The organism is Streptomyces stoeckheimensis (genome assembly GCF_045822005.1).
GTDB lineage: Bacteria > Actinomycetota > Actinomycetes > Streptomycetales > Streptomycetaceae > Streptomyces > Streptomyces stoeckheimensis.
The window spans coordinates 2,398,089-2,410,714 of record NZ_CP169550.1 but is presented as its reverse complement, the minus strand read 5'-3'; the positions used below and the strand labels follow the sequence as shown (position 1 = coordinate 2,410,714).

Here is a 12,626-nt window from a genome sequence, read left to right as displayed (position 1 = left end):
GATGAGCCTGAGCCTTCCCCCGTGGCCGCAACTCGCGGTGCTGTACGACGCGCCACCGGATCTTTCCTCCTGCCCGCTGTACTACGTGCACGTGGACGAGCGCGACACGTCGGTCACCCTTGGCTTCGAGAGCTCGCGGCTGCCCGATCACCCCGAGCCGGACTGGCAGGAGGGGACGTACAACACCCTGCGCTTCTTCGTCGTGTTCAGTGGCGTGGACGAACTGCGGATGGCGGGCATCGCCGCGGAGCACCCGGATCTCCACGACCGCACGGTGTGCCTCACCGAGACGGTGACGGGTCGCCAGCGGGTGTCGGTGACCAGCGCGACCCGCTCGATCTCCTTCACCGCCGAGGCCTCCCGGCTCGACGGGATCCGCGTCTACTTGCAGGGATCACCGTGACCGACATGCAAGCCCTCATCGACAAACTGGAGAACTGGGCGTGACCGGACCCGAGTTCGTCGCAGCATTCCTGGCCGCCGGTGGTCTGCGTGGGTTGCGGCCCGGATCGGCCGTGGCGGAGGCCGATCTCGCGCTGCCGGTGGACTTCATCGAGGAGGACGGCCCGGGCGGCATGCTCCGGCGGGACTACGGGCTGGTCGAGCTGTACTTCTCGGGCGAGCCCGACCGGCTTCTGACGGGCGGCTCGCTGGAGTTGCACCGACTGCCCGGCGAACCGGCCCTCGCGGCCGAGTGGAGCTCGGCGACGGGTGTGGACTTCGCGCCGTACACGGCATGGTCGGAGGTGAGAGGCGCCCTCGCCGCCGCTGGTCTGGCCGAGGCGGCCTTGGAGCGCACGACACAGGGCGACTACCTGGAATACCGAAACCCGGACACCAAAGTGTCCGTACTGGTCGTCGACGGTGAGGATGAGCGGGACGACTGGCCGGGCCACGGGGACCTCTGGAGCGTCAGCCTCGGGTAGGGCGTGATCTTCACCCGTGACGTTCAGTGGCGGGCGTCGCCCGTGAGGATTCCGGCTCGTTCGGCGCGGAGCGCGGCCTGGACGCGGCCGGTCACTTCGAGCTTGGCCAGGACGTGCGAAGTGCGGACCGCCGGCTTGGACGACGGTCAAGGCGGCCGATCGGACTCTCCGTACGGTGGGGGCCGTGCCTCATTCCAGCCCGCCGAGCGTGGCCAGTGCCCACAGCACCGCGATGCAGTGCCCGACCAGGATGACTCCGGTGAGGGTGTCGTACAGCATGATCAAGCAGCCGGTGGAGGGCCCCTTCCGGGAGCGGGACCTGCCGTAGAAAGTGCAGAGCAGCCCGAGTATGCCGGCGAGGAGGAACACGGCCGGGCGGGGCGGCCCGTCCAGCGTGCCGGCTTCCGCGAGGTGCACGAAGGCCAGCAGCAGTGCGACCAGGAGGAAGAGGGCCCTGGCCCAGAGGGCGCGGGGTGTCCGCAAGCGCGGGCGCCATCGGCCGGGGCGGCCCGGCGGCTGCCAGGCGGTCGCCGTCGGGGTGGGCGGGAACGGGGGCCGGGGTGGGGGCGCGAGGGCTCCGAGGGACTGCGGGGCGGCGGCCGCGGCGGTCAGGGTTTCGGCAAGCGGAGCCGGGTGGGCGGGTTCCGTGGCCGGGCGGGCGAGCTCCGTGGCCGGGTGGGGCGCAGTCGCCGCCGTGAGTGCGGTGCGCAGCGTGGCGGCGTCACGCGGGCGGTGTTCGGGAAGCTTGGCCAGGGCGGCGGTGAGTATGCGCTCCAGGCCGGGTTGGCCCGGTAGACCTGCGGCCGTGAGCGTCGGCGGGGGCTCGTGCACGTGGTGGTAGCCGATCGTCAGCCGGTTCGCCCCGGCGAAGGGCCGGAGGCCGGTCAGCATCTCGAACAGCAGCAACCCGACGGCGTACAGGTCCGAGCGGCCGTCGATCTCCGCCAGCCCTTGGATCTGCTCGGGAGACATGTACTCCGGTGTGCCGATGGTGAATCCCGTGCCGGTCAGGGCGGTGCCGTCGCCCGCGCCCGCGCGGACGATGCCGAAATCGGCGACCTTCGCGGTGCCGTCCTCGGAGAGCAGGACGTTCGCGGGCTTGATGTCCCGGTGCACCATCCCGCGCGCGTGGCTGGCCTCCAGCGCTGCCAGCACCTGGTCCGCGATCCGCACCGCCTCGGCGACGGGTAACGCACCCCGCTCGCGAAGCGAGTCGGCGAGGGACGGCCCCGTCACCAGTTCCATGACGAAGTACGGTACGGGCGGCCCGTCCGCCTGCGGCTCCGCGCCGGTGTCGAACACGGTGACCACGTGCGGGTGCGCCAGCCCTGCCATGGCCCGGGCCTCGCGCTGGAAGCGGGTCGCGGCCTCGCTGTCCGCCTCCGGGCGCACCAGCAAGGTCTTGATCGCGACGGGCCGGGACAGCGAGGTGTCCCAGGCCCGGTGGACCGCGGCCATGCCCCCGCTCCCTAGTGCCCCGTCGATGCGGTAACGCCCGCCGGCCACGTAACCGCCCGGCGCGAACATGTCATCCCCCATGCCCCAGATCGTAGGGACTGGGGGAAGGATTGTGTGCCGGATGCAGCAGTGGCCCCCGGCGGGGGATGCCGGGGGCCGCGCGTTCGGGAGTGGTTCGGGAGTGCGGGAGTGGTTCGGGAGTGGTCCGGTCGGGACCGGTCAGAACTTCAGGGTCCAGTGGTCGAGCGTCCCGGCGGAGCCGGCCGAGATGTCCTCGACCCGGAGCTTCCAGACCCCGCTCGCCGGGGAGGCGGAGGCGTCCACGGTGTAGATCTGCTGGATCACGCCCTCGCCCTCGTCCTCCACGGAGTCCTTGACCACGTACACCTTGCCGTCCGGCGCGACCAGGTTGACGTCCAGGTCACCGCGCCATTCGTGGGTGGCGTGCACGTACACCTGGAGGTTCTTCGGCGCGTTGCCCGCGATGCCGGTGACGGTGACCGGGACCTCGACGGTGCCCGGGTCCGGGACCGAGTGCGGGGTCTGCACCTCGTACGAGGGGAACTTCATCGACCAGGCGTTGAGGGTGCCGACGGCGCCGGTGGACGGGTCGGAGACCTTCAGCGTCCACGTGCCGTCCGCGGGCGACGCGGAGGCGTCCACCCGGTAGGTCTCGCGGAGCACCCCGCCGTTCTCGGTGGCGGCGGTGGAGGCCGAACGCAGCGGGTAGGTCCTGCCGTCCGGGGAGACCAGGTCGATCAGGACGTCGCCGCGCCATTCGTGGGTGATGTCCACCGAGACCTGGAGGGCTGCAGGGGCCTGGCCGCCGATGCCGGCCACCGCGAGGGCGGAGTTGACCGAGCCGCCGTCCGGGATGCTGAGGTTGCCGGTCATGGCGAAGGGGGTGGAGAAGTCCAGCGACCAGCCGAGGAGGGTGCCGGAGGAGCCGGCCGAGGTGTCCTGGACCTGGAGCTTCCAGGTGCCGGAGGCGGGGGAGGCGGAGGCGTCTACGGTGAAGCCGCCGAGCGCGCCGGCCTCCTCGGTGCCGGAGGCGGACTTCAGGCGGTACAGCTTCCCGTCGGGGGCCACCAGGTCGATCTTGAGGTCACCGCGCCAGGAGTGGGTGCCCTCCAGCTCGACCCGGAGCGCCTTGGGCGCGTTGCCGGGCACCCCGGTGACGGTCAGCGGGGCCTCCACGGTGCCCGGGTCCGGGATCGGCCGGTCGGTGTCGTCGAAGACCTGGGAGGGACGCGGCCGGGCGGCCGGCGCCGGCTCCGGGGCGGGCGTGCCGCCGACGGCCTTGCCGAGGTCGGTCCGGGGGGTGACGGCCCCGGTGTACGTGATCGGCGTACCGGTGGTGCCCAGCATCGCCACCAGGTCCCCGATGTTCTTCGCGGGGTGCTTCTGGCGCAGCACCGCCAGGGATCCCGCCACGTGCGGGGCCGCCATCGAGGTGCCGCTCTTCGCCGCGTAGCCGCCGCCCGGGACCGAGGACACCACGGCCGCGCCGGGTGCCATCACGTCCAGCAGCGGGCCGCGGTTGCTGAACGTGGCCACCTGGTCGTCGTTGGTCGTCGCGCCGACCGTCACCGCCGACGGGACGCAGCCGGGGGCGTTGACCGCGTCGCCGTACCCGTTGTTGCCGGCCGCGACCACCGTCGCCACGCCCACCGCGTACAGGCTGTCGATCGCGGACTTGCGGGGGTCGGTGTTGCAGGCCGCGGTCCAACGGCCCGCGCCCAGCGACATGTTGGCCGCGACGATGTCCATGCCGGACTGCTTCAGCGCGTACACCTTCTCCAGCGCCTTGATCTGCGAGCTGGTGAAGCTCAGCACGCAGGGGCTCTTGCCGGCGCCGCAGTAGGCGTCGGAGTTGACGCGGGAGAACACCTGCATCGCCACGATGTTCGCGCCCGGGGCCACCCCGCGCTTCGGGGCGCCGCTCAGGCCCGTCCCGTTGCCGGCGGCTATGCCCGCCACGTGGGTGCCGTGCGAGCAGCCCGCGCCCAGTTCGGCGCAGCTGCCGGCGTCGGCGTCGGCGCTGCCGGTGCCCTCCTGGGCGGTCCCGCCGTTCGGGCAGAGGCTGGTCGCGCCGTAAGTCTCGTCGTTCACCGAGAAGCAGGCCTCGGCCGTCACCCGGCCGCTCAGGAAGGGGTGGTTCTTCGCGACACCGGTGTCGATGACCGCGACCGCGGTGCCCGCCCCGGTGGCACCGCCGGCGAACGCCTTGTCCGCGCCGATCCGGACCGTCGAGCTGTCCAGCATCGGGGGAACCGGGACGTCCTCCGTCACGCTCACCACGTCCGGGTTGGAGCGGAGTGCGGTGAGCCCCGCGCGGTCCACCGTGAGGGTGACCATCGGCAGCCGGTCGTACGCCACTTCCGTCTCGCCCGCCGCGGCGGCCGCGGCCACGTCGGAGCGGGTCTGGGTCACCACGTTCACCCGGACCGTGCCCGTGCCGTCGGTCCCGGTCTCCAACGCCGGGTCCACCGGGACCTCTTCGGCCGCCGCCGGGGCCGCCCCGACCAGGGGCACCAGGCCCACCGGCAGGGCGCCGAGCAGGAGGCCCGCGGCCATCGCGACGGCCACAGCAGATCTCTTCAAGACAGGCTCCAGGAAGTAGGCACCGAGCGGGCGGTGCCGCGGCGGCAATGAGGAGGGAGAACGAGCAACTCGCCCATGTGCTCAGGCCCCGGGGCGGGGACGGGGCACAAGCGCCGGGTGCTCGATCAGATTGCCGCAGGTGAAAGGGGTGTTCCAGGGTTCCTGGGTGTCCTGGAATCGACATGTCCTACACAGGACAGAGCGCGCTCGGGAGCGTCCGCCGAGGTCCGTCCCGCCCCTCGCCCGCCCCTCGCTCGTCCCGTGGCCGTTCCTACCGTACGGACCTGAGCAGGCCGGCGATCCGGGTGAATCCGCGGCGTTCCGCGTGTTCGAGCGCGGTCACCCCGTCGCCGTCCGGAAGGTGCGCCGTGGCGCCGGCGGTGACGAGCAGTTCCACGATCTCCTCATGCGCGCGGCCGCCGTCGCCGAGGATGACGGCTTCGAGCAGTGCGGTCCAGCCGAGCCGGTTGACGTGGTCGACGTCGATGTCAGTTTCCCGGAGCAGGGCCCGCACGTAGTCGACGTGGCCGCGTTCGGCGGCGGGGATCAGGGCGATGCCGCCGAAGCGGTTGCGCCGGGTGAGGTCGGGACGGGCCGGGAGCAGGGTGCGCATCATGCGGACGCTGCCGGTGACACCGGTGACCAGCCAGGCGCTGTCGTCGCGGTCGTCCTGGGCGTTCGGGTCGGCGCCGGCGGCGACGAGGACCTCGGCCGCCTCCACGTGGTCGCCGAGGGCGGCGAGCAGGAGCGGGGTGCGGCGGTGTTCGTCGCGCGCCTCGACGGCGGCGCCGGCGGCGAGTGCCGCCCTCACGGCGTCGGCGTCGCCCTCGTCGGCGGCGGCCAGCAGGCCTCGGTCGGCAGCGGGCATGGGGGTCCTCCTCGGGTGGGTCGGGGTGAGTCGCGCCGTCAGGCTCGCACGGCTACTTGTTCAGCGCCGCGCCTACGTGTTCAGCGACCGCGCCTACTTGTTCAGCGCCGCGACACCGGCCTGCGCGAACTTCTCGTCCAGGTCGCCGGAGGGTGCGCCCGCGACACCGATGCCCGCGACGGGGGCGTTCTTGGCGGTGACCGGGGCCCCGCCGCCGAGGAAGAGGGTGCCGGGGATGTCCTTCAGGGTCGGCGTCTGGGCGAGGCGGCCGGCCAGTACGGAGGTCGGGGCGTTCCAGGACACGGCGGTGTAGGCCTTGCGCTGGGCGGCGTCGTAGGACTGCGGGCCGGCGCCGTCGCCGCGGAGCGTGACGATGGTGTTGCCGTTGCGGTCCACCACCGCGACGGTGACGCGCTGGTTCTCCTTCTTCGCGGCGTCGAGCGCCGTCTGGGCGGCCTTCGTGGCGGCGTCGATGGTCAGGTGGGTCGACTCGGTCAGGTTCTTGTTCTTGGCATCCGTCTTCGCGTCGGCCTGGGCGGCCGGGGCCTGGGCCTGGGCCTGGGCCTGGGCCGGGGCGGCGCTGGCGGCGTAGGCGCCGAAGCCGCCGAGGGCGAGGGCCGCGACCAGGGCGCCGCCGGTGATCGCACGGGTGCGCTGGGAGACCTTCTTGACCTGCTTCATGTGGACCGACTCCTTGATGGGGGGTGGGGGGCGTCCGTTCCGGCTGCCCCGCTCTGAGATCAATCCTGGGCCCGGCGGCGGCCCCGACCCGTCGACTGGGCGGCTGCGTGCGGCAGGCAGGAGGGGGACACGCGGGTCATCCGATCGGTCGACCCGGCACGGTCCGACTCGGCGACAATGTGACTGTTTGTCCAGTTCAGGGACCCTATGTCAAGAGGTGCACGTGCGGCCCGACCCCAGCGACCCCTCCGGCTCCGGCAGCGCCCCTGACGACCGGTGGCTGGCGCTGGTCATGCGCGTCACCTTCTTCGTGCTGATCGGCACGTCGATGGCCCGCTTCGTCCAGCGGCACACCGAGGAAGCCCGCGCCCCCTGGGTGATCGCCCTCGCCGTCGTGCTCGCCGTCCTCTACCTGCTGGGCCCCGCCACCGAGGTCAAGGCGCACCCGGCCCGCGGCCGCGCGCCGTGGCCCCCGGCCCCCCGGCTGGCCTGGCTGGGCATGGTCGTCACCGCGTGGGCGGTCCTCGTCCTCCTCGCGCCCAGCTTCGCGTGGGTCGCGGTCCCCCTCTTCTACTCCGTGCTGCGCACCCTGCCGCCGGTGGCCGCGTACGTCCTCGTCGCGCTCCTGACGCTCTTCGTGATCTTCGCGCAGCTGACGCTGGCCCCCCGCTTCAACCTCGACCTGGTGATCGGACCGGCCGCCGTCTCTGCGCTCACCACCGCCGTCTTCCTCCACATGCAGCGGCAAGCCGCCCGCCAGCACGCCCTCATCGACGACCTCGTCCGCACCCGCCGCGAGCTCGCCGCCACCGAGCGCCGCGAAGGCACCCTCGCCGAACGCCAACGGCTGTCGATGGAGATCCACGACACGCTCGCTCAGGGCCTGTCCAGCCAGCAGATGCTGCTCCAGGCCGCCGACCGGACCTGGGACACCGACCCGGCCAAGGCCCGTGGCCATGTCCGTGCTGCCGCGTCCATCGCCGAGCTCAACCTCGCCGAAGCCCGCCGCTTCGTGCACGACCTCGCACCCGCCGACCTCGCCCACGGCGGCGGGCTCGACGCCGCGCTGCACGCCCTCGCGGAACGGGAATCCGGCGCCGGCCTCACGGTGCGCGTCCACATCGACGGGGGCGGGCGGACCACGCCGCTGCCCGAACGCGTGCAGTCCGCACTGCTCCGCATCGCCCAGGGCGCGCTGGCCAACGTACGGGAGCACTCCGGCGCCACCGCCGCCGCGCTCACCCTCACCCGGCTCGACGACCAGGTCGTCCTCGACGTGGCCGACAACGGGCACGGGTTCGACCCCACCGCCCTCCCCGAGGCCCCGTCGGGCGTGCGCGGACACGGCGTCCCGGCGATGCGGGCCCGGATACGCCAACTCGGCGGAACCCTGACCATCGAGTCGGCACCGGGAGAGGGCGCCGTCCTGACCGCCGCCGTCCCGCTCTCCTAGTTCAGCTGGTTCAGTGGGCGAACACCGGCCCGGCCGAGGGGTCGGGCCGACCCTTGGGGAGCAGCGTCAGGCCGGCCCCGGCCGCCACGGCGGCGATGACCGCGCAGGTGGCGAAGGCGCTGCCGAAACCGTCGACCGACGGGGTGGTGCCCTCGAGGCTCGCGCCGGCCACCGCCGCGACCAGGGCGATGCCCAGGGACGCGCCCAGCTCGTGGCAGGTGTTGACCAGGCCGGAGCCCAGCCCCGCGTCCTTGTGCTCGACGCCGTGCACGGAGCTGGTGATGGCGCAGACGAAGCCGATGCCCAGCCCGAACGAGAGCAGGATGAAGCCCGGCATGACCTGGGTCCACGCGTTGCCGTCCCGCTCCAGGCCGGTCAGCAGGAGTGCACCGGCCACGGTGACCGCCATGCCGCCGGCGGCGGTCGCCCGCCATCCCAGCCGCGCCACGGCCCGCGAGCCGAAGTGTGCGCCGACGAGGGTGGCCAGGGCGGCCGGCAGGAACGTCAGGCCGGTGCGCAGTGCGCTGAAGCCGAGGACGTGCTGGAGGTAGAGCGAGCAGAGGAAGAACGCCGAGATCAGGACCCCGGACGCGGCGAGCATCAGCAGGCAGCCACCGATGAGCGAGCGCCGGGCCAGGAATGGAAGCCGTACCAGGGGTGCGGCGGCGGAGCGCTCCGCGACGACGAACAGCACGGCTCCGACGAGCGCGCCCAGGAGCGGGAGCCACGTGCCGATGTCGCCGAATCCGTTGTCCCGGGCCTGGGCGAGGCCGTAGATGAGCAGGGCGGGGGTTGCCGTCATCGTCAGCGCGCCCGGCATGTCGAACCCGGTGGGGGCGGCGGCGTGTCCGTGTCCGTGGCCTGTTCCGTGCCGGGCGGTCGTCGCCTCCTTGGCGAGGGCGGGAACCGCCGCCAGGACGGCGAGGCCGATCGGCACGTTGACGAAGAAGATCGACTCCCAGCCCGGACCGGACACCAGCACCCCGCCCAGCAGGACGCCGAAGGCGGCGCCGGTGGCGCCGATCGCGGCCCAGACGCCGAGCGCCCGGTTGCGTTCGGGCCCTTGGAACACCGTCATGATCAGCGCCATGGCCGCGGGCGACATCACGGCCGCGCCGATGCCCTGCACGGCCCTCGCGGTGATCAGTACGCCGCCGCTCTCGGCCAGCCCGGAGGCGAGCGAGGCCGCGGTGAAGAGCGTGAGGCCCGCCAGGAACATCCGGCGCCGGCCGAGCAGGTCGCCGAGTCGGCCGCCGAGGAGCAGCAGGCTGCCGAAGAACAGCGTGTACGCGGTGACGACCCAGGTCAACGCGCCCGCGTTCAGCTCCAGTTCGGCGCCGATGGTGGGCAGTGCGACGTTCACCACGGTGACGTCGACGATGAGCATGAACTGCGCCGTGCACAGTAGCGCGAGGATCAGCCACCGGTGCGGGACCGGGGGTACTCCGGCCTCCGCGTGCCCGTGGTGCGCGCTCGTGGCGTGGGTATGACTCTCCAGGTTCACCGCACACTCCCTTAACTTGAACAGTGCTGTCAGAGTTACTGTAGGCCACGTCGCCCGTATTTTGTACAGTGCTGTTCAGGTTAGCTCTGCGGCGGCGCCGTGCCGGGGATCGTCGAACGGTCCATTGCTGGGCGGGAGTTCGAGGAGTCCAGTGAAGGGCTGCGCGGCAAGGATCCGCCGGGATGCTCCCGCGTGCCGGCCGTACGCCCCCGCCGGCCCGGCACGCAGGGGGGAGGGAGCGACCTGGCGCGCCGCGAAGGAGGTGACATACGCTCCGACCCATGTCCACGCCGTCTCAGAAAGCCCGCCGCACCCCTGCAGCAGACCGTGAGGAACCCCGCCGCCGGGCGGATGCGGAGCGGAGCATCGCGGCCATCGTCGCCGCCGCGATCGACTGCTTCCGGCAGGACCCCAACGTGAGTCTGACCGCCGTCGCCAGTGCGGCCGGGGTCAGCCGGGTCACGCTGTACGCGCACTTCCCGTCCCGCGAGGCGCTGGTCGACGCGGTACTGGACCACTCCGTCGGACAGGCGGACGCCGCCCTCCAGGCCCAGGGCCTCGACGAGGGCCCGGCGGACGAGGCGTTCTCCCGCCTCGTCCGGTCCGGCTGGCGGATCCTGGAGCGCCACGCGTTCCTGCTCGCCGCCTCCGAAGGGGTCATCACGCCGGCCCGCCGGCGTGCGCACCACGAGAAGGTCCTCGCGCGCGTGGAACGGGTCCTGGTCCGCGGTCAGGCGGAGGGCGTGTTCCGCACCGACCTCCCGCTCCCCTGGCTGGTCACCACCTTCTACAGCCTGCTGCACGCGGCGGGCGCCGAGACCGACGCACGGCACCTCAAGGTCAAGGACGTCCCCGACATCCTGGACCGCACCCTCTCGTCCATCCTGCGGACGACCTCGCCCTCCTGACGCTCGCCGGGGTGCTCGGCCGGTTCGGCTTGCTGCCTCCCCTGTAGCCGGGGCGGGTTGGGCGCCGTCCCGGTCCACCGCGCCGGACGGCCCCAAGAGTGCCCGTACGAAACCCAGTTCGTCAGCACGGGGCAGCGCGCTACGCACGTCCGGGTGGTCCTTGCCCGCGCGGGCGCGATCCGGCCGATCGGGCCCGCGCGGAGGGCGAAGGTGGGTTCATGATCATGGATCCCGATTCCCGCTCCGAATCCCCCGAACCGTCCGGAACCTCGGGCGACGGTGCACCGGCACTCTCCGGCCGTCCCTCCCGCCGTCCCTCCCGCCGGACCGTCATCGCCGGCGCGGCCGCCGTCGCCGCGACCGGCGGGCTGACGGTCGCCGTCACCTCCGCCGAGACCTCGCAGGCCGTCCCAGGCGCCGCGGTCGCCGACTGGGGCACCTGCCTGACGATCGCGCGGGCCATCCTCGTCCGTGACGAGGAGGACCAGCCGCTCGTACCGCGCTACGCCGACATCCTCCTGAAGAACGGCCTGCCCCGCTCGCGCCGGCCCGGGAAGAAGGTGCTGATCGTCGGCGCCGGGCCGGCCGGCCTCACCGCCGCACACCTCCTGCGCGAAGCCGGCCACCAGGTCACCGTCATCGAGGCCAACGGCAACCGGGTGGGCGGCCGGATCAAAACCTTCCGCACCGGCGGCCACGAGAACGCCGCCCAGCCCTTCGCCGACCCGAAGCAGTACGCCGAGGCCGGCGCGATGCGCATCCCCGACAGCCACCCGCTGGTCACCGGCCTGATGGACGGCCTCGGCCTCAAGCGCAGGCGCTTCCACCTGGTCGACGTGGACGCCACCGGCCGCCCCGCGTACCGGACGTGGATCCACGTCAACGGCATCCGCGTCCGCCGCGCCGACTACGCGCGCGCCCCGCAGACGCTCAATCGTTCCTTCGGAGTGCCGCAGGCCTACGAGTCCGTGCCCGCCTCGCAGATCGTCCGCGAGGCCTTCGCCCCCGTACGCAAGGAGATCGAGGGCAAGAAGGACAAGGAACTCGTCGAGGGCTGGGCACGCGTCATCCAGCGCTATGGCCACATGTCGATGTATCGCTTCCTCACGGAGGAGGCCAAGCTCGACGAGCGGACCATCGACCTGATCGGAACCGTCGAGAACCTCACCTCCCGCTTGCACCTCGCCTTCGTGCACAGCTTCATCGGTGCCTCGCTGATCAGCCCCGACACCGCCTTCTACGAACTGCCCGACGGCACCGCCACCTTGGCCGACGCCATGTACGCCCGCGTCAAGGACCTCGTACGGCTCGACCGCCGCGCCACCCGCATCACCCACGGCGAGGGCAAGGTCACCGTCGAGACCGTCTCCGAGGGGCGCGGCGGCAGTCCCGTACGCCGCGAGACCTTCACCGCGGACTCCGCCATCATCACGGTCCCCTTCTCCGGGCTGCGCCACATCCCCATCACCCCCGCCCTCTCCTACGGCAAGCGGCGGGCGGTCACCGAGCTGCACTACGACGCCGCCACCAAGGTGCTGCTCGAATTCAGCCGCCGCTGGTGGGAGTTCGACGAGGCCGACTGGAAGCGCGAACTGGAGGCCGTGAAGACCGGCCTCTACCGGAGCTACCAGGTCGCGAAGACCCCGGCGGACGGGGCCCTGCTGGGCGCCCACCCCTCCGTACCCGACGGCCACATCTCCGACGCCCAGCGCGCCCATTACGCCGCCTGCCGCGTCGTCGCCCGCGACCAGCCCGAAGCGGCCGGCGTCATCGGCGGCGGCTCGGCCACGGACAACCCCAACCGCTTCATGTTCCAGCCCTCGTACCCCGTCGAAGGCAGCGCCGGCGGAGTCGTCCTCGCCTCCTACAGCTGGTCGGACGACGCCCTGAAGTGGGACTCCCTGGACGACGAGGAGCGCTACCCGCGCGCCCTCGCGGGTGTCCAGGAGGTGTTCGGACAGCGCATCGAGGTGTTCTACACCGGCGTCGGCCGCACCCAGTCCTGGATGCGCGACCCGTACGCCTACGGAGAGGCCTCCGTCCTCCTGCCCGGCCAGCACACCGAGCTCTTCCCCCACGTCCGAAAGGCCGAGGGCAACCTCCACTTCGCCGGCTGCCACACGTCCATCAAGCCCGCATGGATCGAAGGCGCCCTCGAATCGGCAATCCGCACCGCCCTGGAGGTCCACACCGCATAGCGACGGCCCCGGCTGCACCGGTGACT

The 12,626-nt window shown here is 72.5% G+C and carries 10 protein-coding genes; 5 read left to right on the top strand and 5 right to left on the bottom strand.

Translation table 11 applies throughout. The features are described from left to right. Position 1: 1 nt before the first annotated feature. Positions 2–403: an Imm50 family immunity protein gene (locus tag ACE1OC_RS10985; RefSeq protein WP_407836879.1), complete on the top strand. Its 402-nt coding sequence runs from the start codon at positions 2–4 to the stop codon at positions 401–403. A 40-nt stretch (positions 404–443) separates the two neighbouring features. Next, the gene (locus ACE1OC_RS10980) at positions 444–926 is read left to right on the top strand and encodes a hypothetical protein (protein WP_407836878.1); all 483 of its coding nucleotides are present in this window, start codon (positions 444–446) and stop codon (positions 924–926) included. Between the two features lie 189 nt (positions 927–1,115). Here ACE1OC_RS10980 and ACE1OC_RS10975 read toward each other — a convergent pair whose 3' ends face one another. The 4 genes from ACE1OC_RS10975 to ACE1OC_RS10960 all read right to left on the bottom strand — a co-directional run bounded on the left by ACE1OC_RS10975 (position 1,116) and on the right by ACE1OC_RS10960 (position 6,537). Further along, complete coding sequence (locus tag ACE1OC_RS10975) at positions 1,116–2,465, bottom strand: protein kinase domain-containing protein (RefSeq protein ID WP_407836877.1); 1,350 nt, start codon at positions 2,463–2,465, stop codon at positions 1,116–1,118. A gap of 138 nt (positions 2,466–2,603) precedes the next feature. After that, the gene (locus ACE1OC_RS10970) at positions 2,604–4,988 is read right to left on the bottom strand and encodes a proprotein convertase P-domain-containing protein (RefSeq protein ID WP_407836876.1); all 2,385 of its coding nucleotides are present in this window, start codon (positions 4,986–4,988) and stop codon (positions 2,604–2,606) included. A 271-nt stretch (positions 4,989–5,259) separates the two neighbouring features. After that, positions 5,260–5,856: an ankyrin repeat domain-containing protein gene (locus ACE1OC_RS10965; RefSeq protein WP_407836875.1), complete on the bottom strand. Its 597-nt coding sequence runs from the start codon at positions 5,854–5,856 to the stop codon at positions 5,260–5,262. Between the two features lie 93 nt (positions 5,857–5,949). Then, positions 5,950–6,537 (bottom strand): GlcG/HbpS family heme-binding protein, encoded by a 588-nt coding sequence (locus tag ACE1OC_RS10960; RefSeq protein WP_407836874.1) that lies wholly within the window; start codon positions 6,535–6,537, stop codon positions 5,950–5,952. Positions 6,538–6,829: 292 nt separating this feature from the next. On the opposite strand from ACE1OC_RS10960, the gene ACE1OC_RS10955 reads away from it, so the two are divergent. Next, the gene (locus tag ACE1OC_RS10955; RefSeq protein WP_407841529.1) at positions 6,830–7,990 is read left to right on the top strand and encodes a sensor histidine kinase; all 1,161 of its coding nucleotides are present in this window, start codon (positions 6,830–6,832) and stop codon (positions 7,988–7,990) included. Between the two features lie 10 nt (positions 7,991–8,000). On the opposite strand, the gene ACE1OC_RS10950 is transcribed toward ACE1OC_RS10955, so the two are convergent. Then, entirely contained in the window at positions 8,001–9,494 is a 1,494-nt protein-coding gene (locus tag ACE1OC_RS10950) for an MFS transporter (RefSeq protein ID WP_407836873.1), read from the bottom strand. Between the two features lie 281 nt (positions 9,495–9,775). Between ACE1OC_RS10950 and ACE1OC_RS10945 the strand changes: the two genes are divergently transcribed. Together ACE1OC_RS10945 and ACE1OC_RS10940 are read left to right on the top strand one after the other, a co-directional pair. Next, a complete protein-coding gene (locus ACE1OC_RS10945) occupies positions 9,776–10,402 on the top strand; it encodes a TetR/AcrR family transcriptional regulator (protein ID WP_407836872.1) in 627 nt (208 codons plus the stop codon). A gap of 224 nt (positions 10,403–10,626) precedes the next feature. Then, positions 10,627–12,600: a flavin monoamine oxidase family protein gene (locus ACE1OC_RS10940; protein ID WP_407836871.1), complete on the top strand. Its 1,974-nt coding sequence runs from the start codon at positions 10,627–10,629 to the stop codon at positions 12,598–12,600. Positions 12,601–12,626: the final 26 nt, after the last annotated feature.

Excerpts from the sequence above, each read along its gene's own strand:
- ACE1OC_RS10985 (WP_407836879.1), top strand. The coding sequence starts at position 2 with ATGAGCCTGAGCCTTCCCCCGTGGCCGCAACTCGCGGTGCTGTACGAC.
- ACE1OC_RS10975 (WP_407836877.1), bottom strand. The coding sequence starts at position 2,465 with ATGGGGGATGACATGTTCGCGCCGGGCGGTTACGTGGCCGGCGGGCGT.
- ACE1OC_RS10965 (WP_407836875.1), bottom strand. The coding sequence starts at position 5,856 with ATGCCCGCTGCCGACCGAGGCCTGCTGGCCGCCGCCGACGAGGGCGAC.
- ACE1OC_RS10960 (WP_407836874.1), bottom strand. The coding sequence starts at position 6,537 with ATGAAGCAGGTCAAGAAGGTCTCCCAGCGCACCCGTGCGATCACCGGC.
- ACE1OC_RS10955 (WP_407841529.1), top strand. The coding sequence starts at position 6,830 with ATGCGCGTCACCTTCTTCGTGCTGATCGGCACGTCGATGGCCCGCTTC.
- ACE1OC_RS10945 (WP_407836872.1), top strand. The coding sequence starts at position 9,776 with ATGTCCACGCCGTCTCAGAAAGCCCGCCGCACCCCTGCAGCAGACCGT.
- ACE1OC_RS10940 (WP_407836871.1), top strand. The coding sequence starts at position 10,627 with ATGGATCCCGATTCCCGCTCCGAATCCCCCGAACCGTCCGGAACCTCG.